This is a genomic window from Micromonospora sp. NPDC049004 (assembly GCF_040649315.1).
GTDB lineage: Bacteria > Actinomycetota > Actinomycetes > Mycobacteriales > Micromonosporaceae > Micromonospora.
Window position 1 is genome coordinate 181895 of sequence record NZ_JBEZFG010000001.1, and the last position, 22337, is coordinate 204231.

At 70.3% G+C, this 22337-nt stretch carries 20 protein-coding genes; 8 read left to right on the plus strand and 12 right to left on the minus strand.

Annotation, left to right across the window (positions count from 1 at the left end; all coding sequences use genetic code 11):
* Positions 1-23 precede the first annotated feature (23 nt).
* From AB0B97_RS00695 to AB0B97_RS00705, 3 genes are all read left to right on the plus strand, one after another.
* Entirely contained in the window at positions 24-452 is a 429-nt protein-coding gene (locus AB0B97_RS00695; protein ID WP_357489449.1) for a hypothetical protein, read from the plus strand.
* 23 nt (positions 453-475) lie between these two features.
* Positions 476-1396: a hypothetical protein gene (locus AB0B97_RS00700; RefSeq protein WP_357489451.1), complete on the plus strand. Its 921-nt coding sequence runs from the start codon at positions 476-478 to the stop codon at positions 1394-1396.
* Positions 1397-1583: 187 nt separating this feature from the next.
* Positions 1584-2720 carry a hypothetical protein gene (locus tag AB0B97_RS00705; protein WP_357489453.1) on the plus strand — a complete coding sequence of 379 codons (1137 nt, stop codon included), beginning with the start codon at positions 1584-1586 and terminating at the stop codon, positions 2718-2720.
* A gap of 96 nt (positions 2721-2816) precedes the next feature.
* Here the strand turns inward: AB0B97_RS00705 and AB0B97_RS00710 are convergent, their stop codons facing one another.
* Entirely contained in the window at positions 2817-3425 is a 609-nt protein-coding gene (locus AB0B97_RS00710) for a TetR family transcriptional regulator (RefSeq protein ID WP_357489455.1), read from the minus strand.
* Between the two features lie 27 nt (positions 3426-3452).
* Between AB0B97_RS00710 and AB0B97_RS00715 the strand changes: the two genes are divergently transcribed.
* Positions 3453-4424, plus strand: a complete 972-nt coding sequence (locus AB0B97_RS00715; RefSeq protein ID WP_357489457.1) for an NAD(P)H-binding protein — start codon at positions 3453-3455, stop codon at positions 4422-4424.
* On the opposite strand, the gene AB0B97_RS00720 is transcribed toward AB0B97_RS00715, so the two are convergent.
* The 9 genes from AB0B97_RS00720 to AB0B97_RS00760 all read right to left on the minus strand — a co-directional run bounded on the left by AB0B97_RS00720 (position 4414) and on the right by AB0B97_RS00760 (position 14568).
* Positions 4414-5430, minus strand: coding sequence for a hypothetical protein (locus tag AB0B97_RS00720; protein WP_357489459.1), 1017 nt, complete (start codon positions 5428-5430; stop codon positions 4414-4416). The genes AB0B97_RS00715 and AB0B97_RS00720 overlap by 11 nt on opposite strands.
* An 82-nt stretch (positions 5431-5512) precedes the next feature.
* Positions 5513-7168, minus strand: coding sequence for a DUF4127 family protein (locus AB0B97_RS00725; RefSeq protein WP_357489461.1), 1656 nt, complete (start codon positions 7166-7168; stop codon positions 5513-5515).
* Entirely contained in the window at positions 7165-7878 is a 714-nt protein-coding gene (locus AB0B97_RS00730; protein WP_357489463.1) for a putative N-acetylmannosamine-6-phosphate 2-epimerase, read from the minus strand. Before AB0B97_RS00730 ends, AB0B97_RS00725 begins: the two co-directional genes overlap by 4 nt.
* On the minus strand, positions 7875-8789 hold the full coding sequence (locus tag AB0B97_RS00735) for an ROK family protein (RefSeq protein ID WP_357489465.1): 915 nt from the start codon (positions 8787-8789) through the stop codon (positions 7875-7877). Before AB0B97_RS00735 ends, AB0B97_RS00730 begins: the two co-directional genes overlap by 4 nt.
* On the minus strand, positions 8786-9628 hold the full coding sequence (locus tag AB0B97_RS00740; protein WP_234581824.1) for a carbohydrate ABC transporter permease: 843 nt from the start codon (positions 9626-9628) through the stop codon (positions 8786-8788). Before AB0B97_RS00740 ends, AB0B97_RS00735 begins: the two co-directional genes overlap by 4 nt.
* Positions 9618-10565 carry a sugar ABC transporter permease gene (locus tag AB0B97_RS00745; RefSeq protein ID WP_357489468.1) on the minus strand — a complete coding sequence of 316 codons (948 nt, stop codon included), beginning with the start codon at positions 10563-10565 and terminating at the stop codon, positions 9618-9620. The genes AB0B97_RS00740 and AB0B97_RS00745 overlap by 11 nt, the downstream gene beginning before the upstream one ends.
* Before the next feature lie 11 nt (positions 10566-10576).
* Positions 10577-11860 (minus strand): sugar ABC transporter substrate-binding protein, encoded by a 1284-nt coding sequence (locus AB0B97_RS00750; RefSeq protein WP_357489470.1) that lies wholly within the window; start codon positions 11858-11860, stop codon positions 10577-10579.
* Between the two features lie 25 nt (positions 11861-11885).
* The gene (locus AB0B97_RS00755; protein ID WP_357489472.1) at positions 11886-13481 is read right to left on the minus strand and encodes an FAD-dependent oxidoreductase; all 1596 of its coding nucleotides are present in this window, start codon (positions 13479-13481) and stop codon (positions 11886-11888) included.
* Positions 13482-13521: 40 nt separating this feature from the next.
* Positions 13522-14568, minus strand: coding sequence for a LacI family DNA-binding transcriptional regulator (locus AB0B97_RS00760; protein WP_308195331.1), 1047 nt, complete (start codon positions 14566-14568; stop codon positions 13522-13524).
* A gap of 364 nt (positions 14569-14932) precedes the next feature.
* On the opposite strand from AB0B97_RS00760, the gene AB0B97_RS00765 reads away from it, so the two are divergent.
* Positions 14933-16291, plus strand: a complete 1359-nt coding sequence (locus tag AB0B97_RS00765; RefSeq protein WP_357489474.1) for a hypothetical protein — start codon at positions 14933-14935, stop codon at positions 16289-16291.
* Between the two features lie 101 nt (positions 16292-16392).
* Here AB0B97_RS00765 and AB0B97_RS00770 read toward each other — a convergent pair whose 3' ends face one another.
* Positions 16393-16875: a MarR family winged helix-turn-helix transcriptional regulator gene (locus AB0B97_RS00770; protein WP_357489476.1), complete on the minus strand. Its 483-nt coding sequence runs from the start codon at positions 16873-16875 to the stop codon at positions 16393-16395.
* Between the two features lie 31 nt (positions 16876-16906).
* Between AB0B97_RS00770 and AB0B97_RS00775 the strand changes: the two genes are divergently transcribed.
* Positions 16907-17983 carry a bifunctional NAD(P)H-dependent oxidoreductase/GNAT family N-acetyltransferase gene (locus AB0B97_RS00775; RefSeq protein WP_357489478.1) on the plus strand — a complete coding sequence of 359 codons (1077 nt, stop codon included), beginning with the start codon at positions 16907-16909 and terminating at the stop codon, positions 17981-17983.
* Between the two features lie 59 nt (positions 17984-18042).
* Here AB0B97_RS00775 and AB0B97_RS00780 read toward each other — a convergent pair whose 3' ends face one another.
* Positions 18043-18615 (minus strand): hypothetical protein, encoded by a 573-nt coding sequence (locus AB0B97_RS00780; protein WP_357489480.1) that lies wholly within the window; start codon positions 18613-18615, stop codon positions 18043-18045.
* 408 nt (positions 18616-19023) lie between these two features.
* On the opposite strand from AB0B97_RS00780, the gene AB0B97_RS00785 reads away from it, so the two are divergent.
* Both AB0B97_RS00785 and AB0B97_RS00790 read left to right on the plus strand, forming a co-directional pair.
* Positions 19024-19725 carry an ABC transporter ATP-binding protein gene (locus AB0B97_RS00785; protein WP_357489482.1) on the plus strand — a complete coding sequence of 234 codons (702 nt, stop codon included), beginning with the start codon at positions 19024-19026 and terminating at the stop codon, positions 19723-19725.
* Positions 19725-22328, plus strand: a complete 2604-nt coding sequence (locus tag AB0B97_RS00790) for an ABC transporter permease (protein ID WP_357489484.1) — start codon at positions 19725-19727, stop codon at positions 22326-22328. Before AB0B97_RS00785 ends, AB0B97_RS00790 begins: the two co-directional genes overlap by 1 nt.
* Positions 22329-22337 lie beyond the last annotated feature (9 nt).

The window sequence follows — 22337 nt, forward strand, 5'->3', positions numbered from 1 at the left end:
CGGAACAATGCGAGAGTGTCGGCATGACGGATGAGCGGGCGTCCGACCCGATCCACGCCGCACATTCCGATGTGGAGCTGTGGCGTCATCGGCTGGCCGAGCTCGCCGAAGACCCTGAGTTCGACACCCTGCCGTCCTCGGCGCGCGATCAACTGACCGCACTGCTCGCCGATCAGGGCGCCGATCCGGAGGCGTTCGTCCTGCGCGCCCAGAGCCTGCTCGGGCAGAACCCTGAACTGCGGGCGCTGTACCGGCGGCGGCACGCCGCGCCGACCGGCGCACGGGGTGAGATCATCGCCCCCACGGCCGATCGCCGGCGCCCGTCCCGCCGCTGGACCTGCCCGGTGCCGGCCTGCGGCTACGAGACCTGGGGTGACCGGTTCCACCCGGCCCAGCAGGACCACTGCCCGAACCCGTGGCACTCCCGCACGCAGCTCATGCTGGCCGACTGACCGTGAGCCCACTCGTCGGTTCGATGACGAACACGCTCGCCGCGCGGTGGAAGTCCTACCTGCTCGGCTCGGCGCTGCTGTTCTGGCTGCTCGGGGCTGGTCTGTTGCTGCTCGGCCGATCCGATCTGCTGCACACCGACACGTGCGCCCGCCGGCGCGATCTCGCGTGCTGGGCGCACGCCAACGGATCGGCCGGTGACGTGGTGCTGATCGTGCTGGCCGCGGTGCTGGTCATCGGAACCGCCTCGCTGCTGAGCGCGGCCGCCGGGCGGGTGCTCGCGCTGATCGGCGGCGAGTGGCCGGATCACGCCGTCGGCCGCGCCTGGCTCGCGAGGCGACGCCGGGCGCAGATGGCTCGTCGCCTGCGCGCCGTGGGTCGGGCCACCGCCGAGCGCGACGATCCGGAGCGGCAGCGGTTTCCGCCGGTGGCCGGTCCGGACGACCACGACGCCCTGGCGCCGACCCGGATCGGCAACGCCCGGGCCGCGGCGCTGCGGCGCGTTCTCGACGCGTACGGCCTGGATCTGGCCGTCTGCTGGCCGGTGCTGCTCGAGGTGCTTCCGGACGAGACGTACAAGCGGCTGGCGGCCAGCAGCGCGACGGTGCTGGGTCTGGTCCAGCAGTGGGTACTGAGTTGTGCCGCAATCGTCTGGCTGCCCCTGATCTGGACCGGTCGTCTCCAGGCGACGCCCCGCATCGTGTGCACAGTGCTCCTCGTCGCGGCCTGGGTGATCGCTGTGCGCACCACGTCCGGCCGGCTGCGGTCCGCCACGTTCGAATACCTGGACGGTGTCGAAGCCACGGTGACCGCGCACCGGCGCCTGCTCTACACCGGTCTCGGGCTGCAGCCGCCCGCCGACTCGGCCACCGAGCCTCAGCGTGGCGCCGAGCTTTCGGCGTATCTCAACCTGGAGGGCGGGAAGCCGGAACCGCTGACCTGGTGAACCGCGGTCCAGGGGCGCACCGGTCACCAGCACCACGCCACCGTGACGACGGGATTGGCCGGTCAGGACGCAGCGGTACCCGCATCGACGTTCTTACGCCTTCGTTACCGAAGGCGAATCGGGCGCGCGTGAGCCATTGACGAGCGCGACGCTGAAGGCCAGCTACCAATCGAGGAAGAGGGCCGTTATGGGATCACTGGCACGGAGCTGGCTGTCGGCGGCGACGCTCGCCACGGTGGCAGCAGGCGCATCGTTCCTGCCGGCGACGACGGTCGTGGCCGCCACCGGGTCGACGTGGAGGGCGACGGTGCCGCCGCTGATCCCGGACAGCCGGTTGACCGACGTGGTCGCCACCGGCCCGGACAATGCCTGGTCGGTCGGCTACCAGGCGTCGACCTACACCGGATACTCGATCGACGAGCCCTACGCGCTGTTGCAGTGGAACGGGCAGGCGTGGACGGAGCGGCGACTGCCGCACGAGGCGTTCGTGCTGTACAAGGTGGATGCGGCGAGCGCCGGGGACGTCTGGACGGTGGGCATCGGGGATCGCGGCCAGTCGTACGCCGGGCACTTCAACGGCCAGACCTGGACGGCACACGCGCCGTTGGGGACCTCGACAGGGCCCTCGGCGTTGCTGGACGTGGCGGCCACCGGCGGGGGACGGGCGGTGCTGGTCGGCCACGACGGCTCCCGGCCTCTCGTCGTCGAAGGCGACACCGGTCAGTTCAACCGGGTGGCGGTACCGGGGACGGAGCAGTACAACGGTGTCCTGCGAGTGGTCTCGAGCACCCGGGACGGCAGCATCTTCGCCGCCGGTGACAGGTACGTCGCCGACGCCCCCTACCCGGAGCCGACGATCGTGCAGCGGGTCGGTGGCGTGTGGCGGGTGGCGGCGTTGCCATCGGTTCCCAGCACCCAGCTGACCGGTGTGTGGGCTCGTTCGTCGACCGACGCCTGGGCGGTCGGCACCCAGGACTACGACTCCGCTCCCAAGCCGGTCATCCTGCACTGGGACGGCGGGACGTGGCAGCGGGTGGCCGGACCTGCACCCGCCGGCTGGGCGTACGCCGTCGCCGGTGACGCGAACGGCAACGTGTGGATCAGCGGCACGAATCCGATCCCGCCGTACATCGAGTACCCGGGCACGCTGTTGCTGCGCTACACCGGCGGCCGGTGGAGTGTGGCGTACGGACCGAAGGTCGGCGGCAACGACCCGAGCCTCGACGCCCTGGCGAACGTCCCGGGCACCTCGTCCTTCTGGGGTAGCGGGGCCGCCTCGCCCAACGGCTTCGGCATCGCCGGCGTCATCGAGCGAACCAGGTGACGTAGCGGGCCTGGCGTCCGGCACCCACTGAACAGCCTGACGTTCCGGTGTGCCGGCGACTCGCGGAGCGTGCGGGATCGCTGCCGGCGTGACGGACTAGGAACTGCCGTGGCTCAGTTGGGCGAAGGCGTGGTCGGCGTCGGCGATCGCCTCGGGCTGCACATCGTGTGCGGTCCGCCCGTCGGCGATCTTCTGCCAGTTGGTCCGGGCGAGTACGCGTTGAACGGCGACCACCTGGGCGGCCTGCAGTCGCCCTGCGATGCCCGAGCCGAGGGCGGCGGCCAGTGCGGCCTCGTCGTCGAGCTGGTACTGCGTGAGTCGCCCCGTCAGGCTCGCGGTGGCGAATACCAGCCGGTGAAAGGCGATCACCTCGGGATGGTCGTTGAGGCCGGTGACCGGCTCGAAACGATCGAGGCCCGCCCGGAAGTGCCGGTGCAGGGCTGTCATCGGGGAAACATCGGGCCCTCGGCTGTCGACGACACGGGCGGCCTCGCCCTTGTGGTCGGCAAAACGGTGCAGGACCAGGTCTTCCTTGGTCGGGAAGTAGCGGAACAGCGTCGGCTTCGACACTTCGGCCGCAGCGGCGATGTCGGACACCGACACGTGGTCGAACCCGCGCGCCAGAAACAGGGAGATCGCCGCGTCCGCGATGGCGTCCCGCGTTCGTAGCTTCTTGCGCGCCCGCAGCCCGGCCGACTCGATCACTGCCACAGGGTATCATTTGTTACCGAGTTGCTTTATTTACTCGGTAACGTTTTACTGGGCGCCATGAAGCAGACGAACCCGACAGCCGCCGCACGACGGCACGATGCCGTGCCACCCGCACCCGGATCCCCGGTGCTCGTCACGGGGGCGACCGGCCGGATCGGCCGCGCCGTGGTCGACCAGCTGACCGACGCGGGGGTGCCGGTCCGCGCCCTCGTGCGTCGCTCCGAGTCGGCGGCGACACTGCCCACCGGCGTCGACGTCATCACCGGCGATCTCACCGTGCCCGAATCGCTCGACGCCGCACTACGTGCCGTCAGCACGGTCTTCCTCGTCTGGACCGCGCCGCCGCAGACCGCAGCCGCCGTGATCGATCGGCTGGCCGCCCACGCGCAGCGCGTCGTCTACCTGTCCGCACCACACCGGACCCCGCACCCGTTCTTCCAGCAACCGAACCCGATGGCGGCGCTGCACGCCGAGATCGAGCAACTCATCGCGGCCAGCGGACTCGAATCGACGATCATTCGACCAGGGATGTTCGCATCGAACGCCCTGTTCTGGTGGGCCGCCTCCATCCGCTCGGACGGCGTGGTCCGCTGGCCGTACGGCGCGGCAGAGACAGCCCCCGTGGACGACCGGGACGTCACCGCGGTCGTCGCACGAACCCTCTACGAAGACGGGCACGCCGGCGGTGACTATGTCCTGACCGGCCCCGAGTCGCTCAGTCAGGCCGAACAGGTGAGCATCATCGGCGACGTGCTGGGCCGCCCGATCACGTTCGAGGAACTACCACCCGACGAATTCCGGCGTCAGACCCCGGAGTCCTCGCGCTCGGCGGCGGACATGCTGCTGGCCGCATGGAACGCGACGATGGGACAGCCCGCATACGTCACCTCGACGGTGTCCGACCAACTCGGGAGACCACCGGGAACATTCCGGCAGTGGGCCACCGACCACGCCGCCGCGTTCACCGAGGTGGGAGGCAGCGTCACTGCATAGCGGTGGCCGGGGGGTGATCGAATGATTCGGGGCAGTGGAAGGTGTACAGCGAGTAGCCGCGCCCGATCTGCACACCGACGATGTCCGGGGACGCGGTCGGGTTCTCCTCGAGCGGGCGCCAGCTGCAGTGCATGCCGTTCCAGTCGCCCGAGTCCGCGGCGAAGACCATCGTCATCGCGGTGCCGCAGGCAGCACAGTCCATCGGGTACGGATCGGTCAGCGACCAGTTCGCGTACCCGCCGACCTTCCATCCCGGCGCCAGCGACAGGTCGCTCTGATAGTGGGGACGGCTGTCGTCCTCGTCGTCGTCCCACTCGTCGAGCCGCTCGCGTAGGTCATCGGGGAGCAGATCGGCGTACTGGTACTCACGGACCTGCTCGGGGTGCACCACGCACGGAACCGGCAGGTACATGTCGCTGATCACCGGCGGCTCGGGGGGCGCTTCGAGCAGCGGGCCGACGGCGGAGCTGTCGCGCCAGTAGAGGAAGACGCGAGGGCTGTAGTGCCGATCCGAATGGTCCACCGGGCACCACAGCACCTGGAGCAGGTCGGTGGCGTCCGGACCGGCGTAGTCCGGGATATCTCGCTGGTACAGCTGCGCGACCGGGACCAACGGGATCGGATCCTCGATCAGGTCGTCCAGGTCCAGAGCGTCGGCCGCATCGAGCTCGGCCCGCTCCTTCGCAGTCAGGAAGTCCCCACCCGCCAGTGGCTCCCGGGCCTCTGCGGTCGCGAAGATCTCCCGCCGGCGGCGCAGGGCGGCCGGGGTGGTCAGGTTGTACGGCTCGTGCGCGCCCGCGTCGTCGCAGACCGGCCATTGCTCGTCGGCCGGCCACAGCAGCGGTCCGCCCACCGAGCTGTCCCTGACGGTCGGAGCGCCGGGCCGGGGATGCAGGCGGGTAGCGGTCGTGGAATGGTCCCGCAGCTCAGGAAAGAGCGCGCTGATGTCCAGGGGACGCGGAGGTGTGGTGCGGGCCATGGCGGTGGATCTTTCGGTCGTGGTCATCGGACGCCGACGATGTCGCCGGCGGGGACCAGCAGCATCATTCCGGCATCGTGCCGGTCCGATGTGCGGGGTCGGCTACCGGTCAGGCCAGTTGCAGCCGAGGTTCGAGGATCACCTCGAAGAGTCGGTCCCACGGCAGCTCGACACGCGCCGACTCGAAGCGGGTGAGGGTCGCCGTGAACGTCTTCGCGCCACGGCGACCCAGCACGATGCGGTGCCCGGCGAAGTGGTCGGCGAAGTACCGCTCGGTCACGGGTACCAGCCGTTCCCTGACCCAGCCGTCGAAGTAGGTCTTCTGCTCGGGCGTGAGCGCGAGCGGGTCCCAGCCCCGCGCCCGTGCGTGCGCGTACGCCTCGACCTGCACGATGTTCTTCCACGGGTCGTCCTTGACGAACCGGTAGAGCAGGTACTCGGCGTGCGCCTGGCCCGGCGCGCGCAGGTCGGGCACGCCGAACCCGCTGCCGGAGGCGCGCAGGTACGCCCACCGGGCGGTGCCGTGGCTGAGCGCCAGGCCGAGCGCGTTACCACCGGTGTTCCACCCTGAGTACGACAGCAGCGCCGCGAGATCCAGGTGGCTCTCCATCCGCGCTACCAGGTCGTGGTCGGCCTTGTTCACGATGAGCGGGTCCACCACGATGAGCGGGGTGCCGGCGGCCAGCAGCTTGCCGATCCGTCCGACGAAGGCGTCCAGGTCGGCGGCCCGTTGCGCGGGCGCCGTCGAGGGGGTGTTCACGGCGAGCACGATGTCCGCGTCGCGGCTGACGACCCGTCCTCCGACCGAGGTGACGTGCCGCCGGATGTTCTCCGCGAACGGGATGCCCTCCAGTTGTGCGGTCCAGTCCTCACCGGAGACGCCGGCGTACTCCACCCGGTAGGTGGGGCCGGTGCCGGCCGCGACCACCCGCGCGACCAGCAGCGCGTTGACCTCGTCGGCACCGGGGAAGATCTCCACCCGGTCGCTGACGCCGAGTTCGTCGACGAGCGCCTCCAGCTCCACCCGCTCGGCCCGGGCCAGGCCCACCGGCGCGGTGTCGTCCTCGGAGAGCACGAGGTGGTTGATGGTGCCGTCGGCGACCCACTCGACCATGAGCCGGTTGACCTGGTGGTTACGGGCCCGGGCGGCCAGATAGTCCTCGACGACCTGGTCGGGGATCTGGGCCCGAACGGTGTCGAGCTGGGCGCGCAGCTCCTCCTGCCCGAGGTTCGTCACCTGGTCGTAGAGTTTCGCCCAGGAGACGAGCAGGTCGCGGTACCGATCCAGCTCCGTGCCCGTGCTGGTGATGGCGAGGCGCTGGATGGTGTCGTGCACCTCGATCACCGCCTCCGGCCGGGTGGAGCGCAGGGTGCGGATCGCGGCCAGGTTCGCCAGGGCGGCGGCCAGCGTCGGGGCGGCGGTGCGGGAGGCGATCAGGCCGCCGTACGCGAGCATGCTGACCGAGATCACGTACCCGTCGACGCTGGTGGTGGTGCCGAGCCAGCGGGCGATGGCGGCGCCGTCGCCGGGGGTGAAGAAGCGGCCCAGCGTCTCCCGTGGCGGCAGCTGCACCCGGGCGCCGGCGCTGGCCGCGGTCATCTGCGCCGCGTACGTGTTGACGGGCCGGTCGTCCAACGGGACCAGCGCCACGGTCAGCTGCCGCTTGCCGGGGCCGGTGACCGCAGGCCCGGCGAATGCGGGCCGGCCCACGGCCACGGTGCTCAGCCCGGCCATGCCGGTGGCCAGAAGGGTGCGTCTTCTCATCGCTCACTCCTCTGTTTCGGTGCGCTCGCCGCGCGGGGGGTGGCCGGCACGAGCCGGCGGGTGATCCAGAGCGGTGAGGTGACGGCGTTGCCCATCACCACCGCGTGGGCACCTGCCTCGAATGCCCGGCCGATCTGTTCCGTGTTGCGGTACCGCCCTTCGGCGATGACCGGAACGGGCAGCAGTGCGACGAGTCGCTCCACGAGCCCGAGGTCGGGCCCGTCCGTCGGTGGGCTGGCCGGTGTGTAACCGGACAGCGTGGTGGCGACGGCGTCCGCGCCGGCCTCGACGGCTGCGACGCCCTCGGCGGCGGTGGCGACGTCTGCCAGGATCAGTGCGTCGGTCCGTTCGCGGAGCACGCGGACCGTGTCGGCGAAGGCGCGGCCGTCCGGCCGGGGGCGGTCGGTGGCGTCGATCGCGACGATGTCCGCCCCGGCCAGGGCCACCTCGAGCGCGTGGGCCGCGGTCGGGGTGATGAAGACGTCCTCGGCGCCGTGCTTGTACAGCCCGATCATCGGAACGTCGACGGCAGCGCGAACGGTTCGGACGTCGTCCGGTCCGTTGACCCGGACCGCCACCGCGCCGCCGCGTACCACAGCGGCCGCCACCCGTGCCTGGACGTACGGATCCCGCATCGGATCGCCCGGGTCGTCGGGCAGCGGCTGGCAGGACACCACCAGCCCGCCGGCCAGGTCGTCGAGCACGTTCACCTGTTGGTCCCTTCGATGTGGGGTCGGTCGATGGCCAGTCGGGCGGCCCCGACGAGGACGGCGTCGGTGCCCAGCGCGGCGGGCAGGAGCGGAACGTCGGCCCAGCCGGCGGGCACCTCGGCCGAGTAGGCGGCCGAAGCGGCGGGCAGCAGGGAACCGGCCGCTCCGCCGGCGACCAGGACAGCGTCCGGATCGAGCAGCGCCACCAATCCCGCCAGGGTCGCGCCGAGGACGGCTCCGGCCCGTTCCACGACCCGCTGGGCGGCGCCGTCTCCGGTGGCGGCGCGCTCGGCAACGGTCCGCCCAGTGACGTGGATGCCGGTCTCGATGGCGTACGCGGCGGCCAGTCCGCTGCCGGAGGCGATCGCCTCCAGGTGCCCGTGGCGGCCGCATCCGCACCGCAGTCGTTCGGCGCCCGGGGCGGGCAGATGCCCCACCTCGCCGGCTGCCCCGCGGGCGCCGGCCTCGACCCGGTCGTTGCGGATGATCGCCCCACCCAACCCGGTGCCGACGGCCACCAGCAGGATGTGGGCGCGGTCCCGTCCGGCACCGGCCCAGCTTTCGCCGAGCGCGGCGGCGTTCACGTCGTTGGTGACGCGCACGTCGCGACCCAGCCGGGTGGCCAGCTCGTCGGCGACCGGGATGCCCGTCCAGCCGGGCAGGCTGTCGGTGGCGTACCGGATGCTGCCGGTCGCGGGATCGACCGTGCCGGCGGTGCCCACGCCCAACGGTCCGACGGTCGCGCCGAGCAGATCGGTGGCCAGCCGGGCGGCGACGCCCAGCACGGCCTCGGGCCCGGACCGGGCCGGGGTGGGCGCCTCGCGGCGCTCCAGCACCCGCCCGGTCCGGTCGACGAGCGCGGCCGCCGTCTTGGTGCCGCCGATGTCGATTCCGACAACCGGTGTCGTCATCCCTTGAGGCCGGTGTGCGCCAGGCCCTCGACGAACTGCTTCTGCGCGATGACGAAGACCACCAGGACGGGCAGGGCGGTCATCGACGCCGCGGCCATCTGGACGTCCCACATGGGGCCGCCGTACGCGTCGACGAACTGGGTGAGCGCCTGGGGCAGGGTGAACTTCTCCGGCGAGGAGAGGAAGACGATCGGCTCCAGATAGAGGTTCCAGCTGTGCAGGAAGGTGAAGATCGCCACCGCGCCCAGGGCCGGCCGCGACAGCGGCAGGGCGATCCGCCAGAAGGTGGCGAATCGGCCCAGCCCGTCGACCCGGGCCGCCTCCTCCAGCTCACCGGGCAGGCTGATGAAGAACTGCCGCATGATGAACGTCGCCAGAACGCTGGGGGCGCCGAAGATCGGCACCAGGATCAGCGGCCAGTGGGTGTTGACCAGGCCGAGTTTGAAGAACATCTGGAACAGCGGCACGATCGTCACCTCGCTCGGAATGAGCAGGCCCGCGAGGACGACCAGGAACAGCACGTTCTGGCCCCGGAACCGGATGCGCGCGAAGGCGTACCCGGCCAGCGCCGACACGGCCATGGTGCCGACCGTGACGACCAGCGCGATGTAGAGGCTGTTCAGGTACTGCTGCCCGAACGGCTGCAACTCGAACACCCGCTGATAGGCGTCGAACCGGGGATTGGTCGGCAGGAGCTTCGGCGGGAAGGCGAAGATGTCCGCCACCGGCTTCAGCGACGAGGTGACCATCCACCAGGTCGGAAAGACGAACGGGATCGCCAGGACCAGCAGCACCCCGTAGAGCACCAGCTTGGTCCGGCGGGACAGGTCACGACTCATGGAAGACCCACCTCTTGCGCATCTGCCACTGCAGCACGGTGAGGGCGAGCACGATGGCGAACAGGACGATCGACAGCGTGGCGCCGTAGCCGAAGTGATGGAATTGGAAGGCCTGCTGGTACAGGTAGTAGACGAGGACCGTCGTCGATGCGCCCGGGCCGCCCTGGGTGAGCACCGAGATCTGCGCGAAGACCTGCAACGACCCGACCACTGTGATGATCGACGTCAGCAGGATCGTGGGGCTGATCAGCGGTACGGTGATCCGCCAGAACTGACGCATGCGGCTCGCCCCGTCCACCTCGGCGGCCTCGTACAGCTCGCCCGGCACACCCTGGAGGGCGGCCAGGAACAGCACCATGTTCAGGCCGACGTTCTTGAACACCTGCACGACGATCACGGAGACCATTGCGGTGCCCTCGCCGCGCAGCCAGTTCGGCCCGTCCACCCCGATGGTGTCGAGCAGCCCGTTGATCCCGCCGTTGTCCTGAAGCAGGAAGCCCCAGACGATGGTCCAGGCCACCAGCGAGACCACCACGGGCGAGAAGAACAGCGTGCGGAACACGATCGTGCCCCGCAGCCTCTGGTTCAGCAGGACGGCCAGAAGCAGCGCCAGGCCGAGGTTGAGCACCACCAAACCGACGGAGAACAGTCCGGTGGCGCGCAGCACCGCACCGAGGTTGGGATCATCGGCGAGAGCCTTGTAGTTGTCGGTGCCGACGAAGTCGAAGGTTCCGGCGAGCACGTTCCACTCGTGCAGGCTGTACCAGAGCACGAGGATCAGCGGCAGGATCACGAAGACGACGCTGCCGAGCAGTTGCGGTGCGATGAACACGTATCCGGCGAGCTGGTCCCGGCGGCGGCTGGTCCAGAACGGCCGGGCCGGGCCCGGGGTGGGCCCGGCAGCAGCCGAGCCCACCCTGGTGTCCGTCTGGGTCATGATCGTTGGCCTTACTTCGCCAGCAGCGGCTGGATCTTGGTGCAGACGCCGTCGAGTACGGCCTTGACGTCCGCGTTCGGCTGCCACAGCGGGTCGAGCCCGGCGCGGACCTGCTGGCTCAGCTCGGCCTGGCCGGAGTGGCTGGGCTTGACCACGCCGTTGGTGATCCCGTCGATGACGACCTTCTGCAGCTGCTCCGGCTTGAGCTTCGGGTTCGTCTTGGCGAGGGTCTCGGCGGTCAGCTGCGACTGCCGGGGCGCCGGGAAGAACTGGGCGAGCTTCGCCGAGTTCGTGGGGTTGGTGAAGAAGGCCAGGAAGTCGGCCGCCTGCTTGGCGTGCGGGCTCTTCTTCATCACACCGATGCCGGCCTGGCCGACCACCGCGTAGTTCCCCTTCGGACCGGCCGGCAGCGGCACCAGGTCCCACCCGAAGCCGTCGTCCTTCAGCAGCGAGGCGCGGGAGATCTGGGTGACCGTCATGGCCGAGTCACCGGCGAAGAAGTCGGCGGTCGTGCCGGGGCCTGGCAGCGCCTTCTGGGTGAAGGTGGCCTTGTGCAGGGTGGTCATCGCGTCGACCATCTCCGGGCTGTTGAAGCCACAGGACCTGCCGTCCTCGCTCCACGCCTGGGCGCCCCACCCGGTCCAGAAGGTGGACAGGTTGTCCCAGCCCTTGTAGTCGAAGTCCCGGATGACCATCCCGGCCTTGCCGGAGTCCGCCGCCGTCGCCGCGGCGGTTGCCAGGGCGTTGTCCCAGTTCCACTGGCCTGCCGCGATCAGCTCGGCCGGGGTCTTCTGCCCGGCCTTCTTGACCATGTCGTTGTTGACGAAGACCCCGAACGGCGAGGTGGAGAAGGGGTACGCGTACAGCTTGCCGTCGTTCTGCCAGAGCTTGAGCGTGGCGGGGGAGATGTCCTCGTACCCGTAGCCCTCGGCCTTCTTGAGGGTGTCGTCCAGCGGCAGCAGCGCTCCCGAGGCCACGAAGTCGGGGGCGGAGTTCTCGAACACCCACGCGAGGTCCGGCGCGTTCCCGCCCGCGATCTGCGTCGTCAGGGTCGTGGTGTACGTGTCGAACGGCAGCGGATCGAACTTGATCTCGGTCACGTCCGGGTGGCTCTTGCGGTACTCGTCGGCGATCTCGTTGAACAACTTGAGGTGCGCCTCGTTGGCCGACCAGACGGTCATCCGCAGTGCCGCCGGGCCGCTGTCGTCGGCGTCGTCACCGCCACCGCAGGCGGTCAGGGCGAGCGTGCCGGCCAGTGCCACGGCGACGCCGCGCAGGGCCTTTCCTGCTTTCACAATGTTCTCCTTACCGGGGGTGTGTTCAGTAGCCCGCGATCTGTGGCCAGCGCTGCTCCACCCCGGCCGCGGTGAGGCGGTCCTGGAAGTCAGCCAGCAGACGGGGGGTGTTGCGGACCGCGCGCGGGGACTCGCCCTGCGCCAGACAGAAGTCGGCGAGCAGACCGGCGACCTCACCGACGTTCCACTCGACGGGGTGCAGCCGGTAGCTGCCGTTGGTGATGTGGGTGGTGCCGATGTTCTTGCCGGCCGGCAGCAGGTTCTCCATCCGCTGCGGAATCAGCGCGCCGAGCGGAATCTCGAACGGGCAGGAGCCGACGTCGATGTAGTTGTCGCCGCCGGTCGACGGGTGCAGGTCGATCCGGTACATGCCCACGCCCACCGCGTCCGGGTAGCTGACCGCGCCGTGGTCGCCCCGGACCGCCAGGGACAGATCCTGCTCGGCCACCGTGTATTCGGCACGGATCCGGCGGGACTCGCGGATGTACGGGGCCTGGGCCAGGCCGTCCGCGCTGCCGGTCACGTCGCCACGCAGCCGCAGGCCCGGGAAGCCGGTGCCGCCGTCCGGGCGCGGCGCCTCCGTCTGCATCCAGTACAGCACCGAGTACGACAGCTCGCGGGCCTTGGACAGGTGCCACGACGCGTTCGGGACGTCGATGACCGGACCCTCGAAGTAGTCGATCATCGGCCAGTTGACCAGCGTGATGTCGCTGTCGTACGCGCCGTCGGTGAAGTTGCGCCGCGCGGCGATCCGGCGGAACGTCCACAGGTTGCCGTCGCCGGGGCTGAGGCGTTGGTCGGCGTTGACGCTCAACGGGTCGTCGTCCGGGTTGGGGGTGAAGCTGCGCTCGACGATCTCCAGCGTGCGCGGGTGCGGTGACTTCCAGGACAGCAGCCGGTCACCCCAGAAGTCGGGCTTGTAGTCGCGCCAGAAGTCGTACCCCGCGGGACGGTCGATGGTGTGGTCGCCGTCGACGTGGTCGAGGGCGAAGCAGACGGACACCGCCTGCATGTTCATCGGCTGGGCCTCGGCCGGGGCGCTCGGCTCACCGGTGTCCGCCTGCGATTCGAACCCGGTGACGTACTCGGTGCCCGTCAGCGGCAGCAACTCGCCGGTCTCGGTGGCGTCCAGGACGTACGGCGCGACCACGTCGATCCGCTCGTCGCGGTCGCGGTGCGCGAGGGTCACGCCGGTCACCCGGTCCCCGTCGGTCTCCGCGGCCACCGGCCGGTACGGCTGGAGCACCCGGATACGGCCCGAACCGAGGTACGGCGCGAGCATCTGTTCGAGGACAGCGACGGCCACCCGCGGCTCGTGGCAGAGCCGGCTCACCCAACCCGCACCGGGGTTGAGGTCGGTCCAGGACCGGGACCGTTCGGTCAACGGGTAGTGCCGACGGTAGTAGGCGCGAATGCCGTTGCGCAGCTCCCGATAGCTGGCGGTGGCGCCGAACTGCTCGATCCAGGAGTGTTCGTCCGGGGGGACGGCCTGGCTGGTGAGTTGCCCGCCGAGCCAGTCGAACTCCTCGGTCAGGATGACGGACCGGCCGGCCCGGGCTGCGGCGAGCGCCGCGGCGACGCCGCCCAACCCGCCCCCGACGACGAGGACGTCCGTACGCATGAGTACCACGTGTTTCCTTCCAAGTTGCGCGGCCGACCGCTCAGCGCCGGTCAACCGCCGGATCAGGGGTGCCGAGGGTGCTGCCCTCGACGATTTCGCAGGGGAGAAGTCGCTGCTGGACACCGTCCGCGCTGCCATCGATGACGCCCGTCAGCACCTCGACCGACTGTCGGCCCATCTCCTCGCGGGGGATGCGGAACCCGGTGAACGTGATGTCGGTGGGGACAGGGACCGTCGGGTCGCCGAGGGTCACGATCGACAGGTCGCCGGGCACGGTCAGGCCGCGCCTGCGGGTGGCCGACTCCAGCGCGACCGCCGTGGCGAAGTCCTCCACGAAGACGACTGTGGTCCCGTCGGCCAGCAGGGCGTCGATGGTGGTGTCGGCCTCGGTGGCCAGCGCCGACATCTGCCCGGCGCTCTGGGCGGTCGCCGCGGCGGCATGAAACCCGCGGCGCCGGTCTTCGGAGGATTCCGCGGTGGTGCCCGTGCTCACGTACGTCAGCCGGCGGTGACCGTGCCGCAGCGCGATCTCGACGAGCTGGGACACCGCCGAGGCGTAGGCGGCGCCGACGTAGGGGACCGGGCCGCCGGCGTCGTCCCGGCGCCCGACGGCGACGTACGGATATCCGTCGCGGTTGAGTCGGTCCAGCTCCGCGCCGGCGATCTCGCGCCCGAGCAGGATGCACCCGTCGGCCAGACGGAGCCGGTTGTCCTGGTGGAAGATGCGTCGCCGGCCGTCCACGACCGGTGCGCTGGTGAACAGCAGCAGGTCGCAGCCGACCCGCTCGGCGTACTCCTCGATGCCCAGCAGGAACGGGTGGAAGAAGTCTCGGCTGCCGCTGGGGAAGGCGGGCTCGTACGTGAAGACGCCGATGATCCGGTTGAACCGTGCGGCGAGGCGGCGGGCCACGGGGTCAGCCGCGTACCCGGTCTCGGCGATCACCCGCAGCACCCGGTCCCGGGTCTCCTGGGCGATGCGGACGTCGGCGTCGGTCCGATTGTTGAGCACCAGCGACACCGTCGCCTGACTGACGCCAGCCATCCGCGCAATGTCACGTTGAGTGACACGTCTGGGGGGAGGAGTCACGTCAGGTCCCTTCGGCGGTGCTAATGCGTATTAGCGATCGGCGTTGGGAAGGAGCTTGGCCGGTGGTCCGGCAGCTGTCAAGAGGTGAACGAAAGGTTTCGTCGTAATGAACTGGCTGGAGTAATGCGCATTAGCTGCCGAGGCTGCCGCCGGGTCACCGCCCGGCCGGGGTGGGTTGGCGAACCCCGAGCCACCTCTTGACAGAGGCGCCGCCGAGCGCGCAACATCGAAAAAACATAGATGCTAATACGTATTAGCTCGACGGCTTCAGTGGGTGTCCGTCGATCGATACCCCCTGCCCTCACTGAGCGTCACACACATCGTTCGTGCCGCCGACGATCCCACCGACCGAAGAGGAAGCCGCATGACGAGACCATCCACCCCGTCGTCCCGACGCGCTGTCCTGGCGGCCGCCAGTGCTGGCCTGATCGTCGCCGCCGTGACCGGCGTCCGGCCGGCAGCCGCCGAACCCCCGCTCGACTTCCCCCAGTTCACCTACCAGGGCACCGCGTTCGACAAGGGCGCCCTCGCCTACAACCCGACCAACGAGTTCATCTTCCCGAGCGTCATCCGGGCCGCCGACTACTTTCCCAACCCGCTCGGGACCTACTACCTGTACTACGCGCCGCACGAGCGTCCCGGCGGGATCGCCCTCGCCTACTCCGACTCGATCAACGGCCCGTGGACGGAGTACGACGCCAACCCCCTGATCGGCAACACCTGGCTGCCGTACTACCCGACGGTCAGCCACATCTCCTCACCCCACGCGGTGTGGATCGAGGGCGAGGGCAAGCTCTTCCTCTATTTCCACGGCGAGAACTCGATCACCCGGTACGCGACCTCGGACGACGGCATCCACTTCGACTACGGCGGAACGGCGGTCAGCCGCAACGACTCCACCGGTGGCGAGACCTCCTACGCCCGGGTGTTCGAGCAGTCCGTACCCCGTCTGGGCACCCGCTACCTGATGGTCTTCATGGACAACCCGACCGCCGCGCTGCCCGGACCTACCGGACCGGTGTCGCGACGGATCCGCTGGGCGGTCTCCACCGACGCGCGGACCTGGACCATCCAGCCCGAACCGCTCGTGACCCCGCAGGGCATCGAGGGCCCGAACGCCTCGGGGCCGTTCTTCCTGCGCTGGAAGGATCGCAACCTGGTGATCTACCACGCCGCCGACGGCAACATGCACGCGGTGGACGTCGGGCAGGACTTCGACCAGGAGACGCACCTCGGCGTCGTGCACGACTCGATGACCGCCGCGCCCGACCTCGGCCGCTCGGCCGCGCCGACGTTCTATTTCGACGGGCGCACCGCGCACATGTACTACGAGGCCGGGGGTCGGCTCACCGCGACCATCGGGCACGCCACCGCCACCCTGGCGGAGCCCTTGCCGGTACGGCAGCTCGACTGTGCGGCGGACCGACCGGTCCTGTGGCCGCCGAACCACAAGATGGTCGACGTCAACGTCACCGTGGACCTGCGCGACGGTGTGCTCGGCCCGAACGCGTTCACCCTGACCGGCGTGACCGGGGGCGACGCCACGGACGTCAGTGGCTTCGCCGTCGGCGGGCCGGACACGAGCGGCGCGCTACGGGCCGAACGTGCCGGAAACGGCGGGGACCGGGTGTACCACCTCACGTATGCCGGCCACGACGAGATCGGGCGGCCGGTCGGCTGCACCGTCACCGTCACCGTCCCACACGACCAGGCCGGCAGCTAGCGGATCGTCCCGGATGGACAGGTCGCCACGACGTGCGGCGGGTCCGCTGCCGTGCTGGTGGCGGAGGCGGGACAGGGGATACCTGTCCCGCCGATGACCGGTCATCGCCCCTGACCGCCAGTTGGGGGTTCTTCCAGCCTCCGGGCAATCTGTTCGATGGCGGCGAGGTCGTCTGGGGTGAGCCGGTCGATGAAGTGACGTCGTACCGACTGAACGTGGGCCGGTGCGGCGTTTTCGAGTGCGTCCAGACCCTGCTCGGTGAGGACAAGGAAACAGCCTCTGCCGTCGGCCGGGTCAGGTGTGCGCCGCAAGAGGCCGCGTCCCTCCATTCTGGTGGCGTGCCGGGACAGCCGGCTGCGCGACCAGCCCATCTTGTCGGCCTGTTCCCCCAGGGTGCTGGTGTGGCCCGGCCGCTCCGAGAGGGTGCTCAGCACCTCGTAGTCCGGTTCGGAGAGCCCGACCGCGGCCAGGTCGCGGGTCGTGCCGCTCTGGACGGCGACCACTACCCGCAGGAACGCCCGCCACGCCCGTTCCTCGTCGGCGTTCAACCAACCTACGGCCCCGGCCGGCACACTCGTTGACATGTAATCAACCTAGCATCTACCCTTCGTTTCCATGTCAACGAAACCGGCGCGTGTCCTCGTACTGATCTGCAGCACCCGCCCGGGTGCCCTCGGCCCCCTGGTGGCGCAGTGGTTGATCGAAGCGGCCACACCCCGTGCCGCCGCACTCGGCGTCGAGCTTGTGCCGGTGGCCCTCGCCGAACTGAACCTGCCGTTCCTCGATGAGGAGGAGCATCCGTCGTCGGGTGTCTACCAGCATGAGCACACACGTCGGTGGAGCGCGATCGTCGACGCGGCGGACGGGTTCATCGCAGTCACCCCGGAGTACAACTACGGGATGCCGGCGACGCTGAAGAACGCGCTGGACTACCTCGGCCGCGAATGGGCATGGAAGCCGATCGGCTTCGTCAGTTACGGCAACACGTCGGCGGGCACCCGGTCGGTTCAGCATGCCAAGCAGGTGGTGACCACGCTCCGCCTGGTTCCCCTGGGCGCCACCGTCGCGATTCGCATCGGTGACGCGGTGGAAAGTGGACGGCTGCTTCCCGACCCGGTCCGCGACACGGCGGGTGTCGGGCTGGTGGACGAACTGGTCCGGGTCGCCCACGCCCTGCGGCCACTGCGTGAACGCGGACGGGCCGGGACACTGTCCGGACCATTGCCGGGGTCGTACGCGAGGCGGTTGACCCCCGACGACGCGCCCGAGGTCACTGTGCTGCAGCGGTGCTGCTGGGTCGACGAAGCCGTCGCCAATGACACGATGGCCGTACCGGCTCTGCACGAGTCGCTGGAGGAGGTGCGCGGCTGGCTGGATACCTGGCACACCACGGGCATCTGGCTGGACGGCCGACTGCTGGGCATGGTGCGGGCCCGTCGCGAGGGCACAGACTTGCAGGTGGGCCGGCTCGCTGTCGTGCCCGACCTGCGGGGGCGTGGGCTGGGTCGGTGGCTGCTCCGCATCGCCGAGGCCGGCGCCCGACCGGACTGCCGTCGCATCGTGCTGTTCACCGGCGCGAAGAGCCTGCGGAACATCGCGCTCTACCAGAGCGAGGGATACCAGTCGGCACCACTCACCCGCCCGGACGGAACCACCTGCCTCATCAAGGGGATATCCGCCAGTCAGCGGTGACGCTGACGGTTGCCAGGGGACGTTCCGTGGTTGCGGCCAGAGGCCCTCGCCTCCCCGCCTCACCCCGCTGCTCGGCTTATCGCGGCACTGGCCAGCCCGTTCAGCGTGGTCAGGTCGGCCGCGCCCAGGTACGGATCCGACATCATGACCACCACGACGTAGTGGCCGACCGCGGCGGCGACATAGCCGACGTAGCGGTCGCCCTCGTCGTAGGTGCCGAGGAACAGCACCGTGTCCGGCCCAAGGTGGTCCTCGGCGACCGGGTCGAAGCCCTCCTCGTCGCCGCCCACCCCGCACCGGGCGAGCTGAGCCTTCAGTTCCGTGATGTACCTGTGTGCCCCATCGCCGCGGTACCGGGCGACGTTCTCGTAGATTCGGAAACGGGTACCGAGATCGGCCGCCTGAGAGCGACTCATGAACGGCTGCGGCACCGGCGAGTCCGAGCATGGTTGGGGTAGCAGCGACCACACCAGACCGTCCTCCACCGGCCCGGGCGCGACCCCGCCGAGATCGTCAGGCTGCAACATGACCCTGTCCGGAATCCCTCGTGGCCGCTGCTGCGCCGCCGCCGGCACGCCTGCCGACACCAGCCCCAGAATCACGGTAGTCACCACAATCAGTGTCCTTCGCATGCGAACCATCCTTTGCGTCGCCCGCGACCGATGGATGGGCGGGAATACCCAGCTTTCCCTAGGTACTCGTACTCCGCCGGCCCCTGCCTGATCAGCAGTCGTCTGTCCCTGCTCACCTCCACCGTGGTCCCTGGACGCCGGCGCAGCGGTGACATCCTGCAGATGCGAACGTGTCGGGTGGTTCGGAGCCTTACCGCTGCACGGCACTACAGCCAGCTGTACTCGACGTCCGGGAGTACGGGGTATCGATCCAGGCCGCCGGGAAACCTAACGTCGGACGGCATGAGATCAACGAGGGGCCTGTCGAGACGGAGCGTCGCGCCGGCCGAGACCGGTGGGAGCGGTTCGCCGGACATTCCAGCAACCCCGGCCGTCCGGACATCGCCGTACGCGGTGCGCCTGGATGCGGTGACGAAGGAGTACGGGTCGGGGAAGAACGCGGTACGCGCACTCGACGCGGTGACCGCCGCCTTCCCGCGCGGCACGTTCACCGCAGTCATGGGCCCCTCCGGGTCCGGCAAGAGCACGTTTCTGAACTGTGCGGCCGGTCTGGACCGGCCGACGTCGGGCCGGGTCCTGCTGGGTGACACGGACGTGTCCGAGCAGTCGGAGACCGAGCTGACCGAGCTGCGGCGCGATCGGATCGGCTTCGTGTTCCAGGCGTACAACCTGCTGGGCACGCTGACCGTGGAGGAGAACGTCACGCTACCGTTGCGGCTGGCGGACCGGAAGACCGACAAGACGTGGCTGGGCCAGGTGCTGGCCGCGGTGGGCCTCAACGGGTACGGCAGGCGGCGCCCCAGCGAACTGTCCGGCGGTCAGCAGCAGCGGGTCGCTGTCGCCCGCGCGCTGGTCACCCGTCCGGACGTGGTGGTCGCGGACGAGCCGACGGGCGCGCTGGACACCCGTTCCAGCAAACGGGTTCTGGAGCTGCTGCGGGACGTCGTGGACGCGATGGGGCAGACGGTGCTGATGGTCACCCATGACCCGGTCGCCGCCTCCTACGCCGACTCGGTGCTGTTTCTGGCCGACGGCAGGCTCGCGGGCGAGCTGAACCGACCGACTCCGGAGCAGATCGCGTCGCGCATGACGCACCTGGGCGAGTGGTGATGCGCCGCTTGCGGCGGCTGGTCCGTGCCGTGGTGCCGTTTCCCAGGGACCTGTCGCTGGCGTGGAGCACGATCAAGGGGCGTAGGGGCGGTTTCGTCGGCTCCTTCATCGCGATCGTCGCGGGCTCGGCGGTGATCACCGCCTGCGGGATGCTGCTGGTGTCCGGGCTCGGCACCGGCGTGACCCCCGAGCGGTACTCGGGCGCGGCGGTGCTCCTCGGCGGTGCGCAGTCGTTCTGGCTCGACGAGTCCGCCGAGGTCCGCTACAGCGAGCGGGTCACGCTGCCCGCCGACAAGGTGGCCGCCGTCGCCGCGGTGCCCGGTGTGCGGGCGGCCATCGGAGACGTCAACGTCGACGTGAGCCTGCTGGCCCCGGACGGCCACACGGTGGCCGGCCCGAACGGTTTCCCGGTGCTCGGGCACGGCTGGTCCGCTGCGGCGCTGGGCCCGTTCCGGCTGCGCGACGGCCACGCGCCCTCCGCGCCCGACGAGGTGGTGCTCGACGTCGACCTCGCCGCGCGCGGCCACGTGTCGCTCGGCGCGACGGTGCAGCTCGTGGTCGGCTCGCTCCCGTCCTCGTACCGTGTGGTGGGCCTCGCCGTCGCGCCGGGGGACGGGTTGGACCGGCAGTCCGCCGTGTTCGTCACCGACGGCCAGGCGACCACGTTGTCCGGGCGTCCGGACCGGGTGGACGCCATCGGCGTGCTCGCCGCGCCCGGTGTCGTCCCGGAGCAGTTGGCCGAGCGCATCACGGCGGCCGTGCCGGGCGTGGTGGCGCACACCGGCGCGGGACGCGGCGATGTGGAGTTCCTGGACGTCGGTGACGCCCGCAGCCTGGTGGTCGAGACGGCGGCGTCGTTCGGCGGCACCATGGTCCTGATCGTGGTGTTCGTGGTGGCGAGCACCCTCGCGCTGTCGGTGCGGCAGCGCAGGCGGGAACTGGCTCTGCTGCGGGCCATCGGCGCGACGCCGCAGCAGATCCACCGGATGATCGGCGCCGAGATGACAGTGGTGTCGTCGGTGGGCGCCGTGGTCGGCGCGATTCCCGGCGTGCTGCTCGCGTTCGTGATGCGCGGTGTGTTCGTCCTCGCGGGAGTGATGCCCCCGGACTTCCAGATGCGGGTGGGGTTGTTGCCCGTCCTGGCGTCGCTGGTCCTCTGCGTGCTCAGTGCCCGGCTCGCTGGTTGGCTGGTGGCCCGCCGGTTGGCCAGGGTCAGCCCGGTCGAGGCGCTCGGGGACGCCGCGATCGAGCCGAAGAAGTTCGGTCGGGTGCGGGTGGCCGTCGGCGTCCTGCTCATCCCGCTCGGGCTGCTGCTGACCTGGGGCAATGTCGCGGCGCCGGGCGACTCGGCCGCCGACACCGCCGGGAGCGCGGTCCTGTTGTTCGTCGTGGCGCTCGGCTGTCTGGGACCCCTGCTGCTCCGGGGCGCCCTCGCGTTGTTCGGCTCGGGCCTGAACCGGCAGTCCACGGCCAGCGGCTTCCTCGCGCAAACGAACGCGCGGGCCAACTGGCGGCGGCTCAGTACGGCCACCACACCGCTGGCCATGGGCGTGACCCTGGCGGCCGTGCAGGTGTTCGGCGCCTCCACGACGATGGCGGGGGCGCAGCACCAGATCGAGGAGGGCCTGCGGGCCGACCACGTGGTGACCGCGCCGTCCGGTGCCGGGGTGTCCCCGGAGGTCGTGGACGCGGTGCGGGGCGTGGCCGGTGTCGCCGTGGCCACGCCGGTGGCCCGGATGCGGGTGCTGGTGACCTTCCCGTCCGAGGACAGCACCGCGACCAAGGTCTTCGCCGCCCAGGGTGTGACGCCCGAACGGCTCTCCGAAACCATGGATCTCGGGGTGAACGAGGGGGACATCGCGGAACTGCGGGGCGATGCGGTGGCGCTGAGCCGAATCGTCGCGGAGACCGTCCGGGCGAAGGTCGGCGGAACGGTCGAGCTGCGGCTCGGCGACGGCACGGTGGTCACGCCGCGGGTGGTCGCGATCTACGAGAACGGCCTGGGCTTCGGGGACGTCACCCTGCCCCACGACCTGGTCGTCGCCCACACCACCTCGCGGGTGGCCTCGGCCGTGCTGATCAGGTCGGTGGACGGGACCGACCCGACGGCGCTCACCGGTGCGCTGCGGGGCGCCGTCGAGCGCTACCCGACGGTCCAGGTCGGCGACCGAGAGGCGTTCCTGGCCACGTCGGGGTCCGGTGGCTCCGGTGACTGGGCGCTGAACCTGCTGTTCCAGACGGTGCTGCTGGGCTACATCGCGATCGCCGTGGTGAACACCCTGGTGATGGCGACGGCGGCGCGGGTTCGCGAGTTCGCGAGCCTGCGACTCATCGGCGCCAGCCGGGACCAGATCCGCGCGATGATGAACGGCGAGGCCAGGATCGTGGTTTTCGCGGCGCTGCTGTTCGGTCTGCTGGCGACGGTCCCACCGCTGATCGGCATCAGCCTGGGCCTGACGAGGTCGCCCGTTCCCCGCATCTCGCTCACCGGGCTCATCGCGATCGTGGCGCTCACCATCGCGCTCTCCTGGGGAGCGATCAGGATGGCCACCCGGTACGCGATGCGACAGGCGTTGATCGACGCGATCGGCGGGCGGGAGTGACGAGGGGTT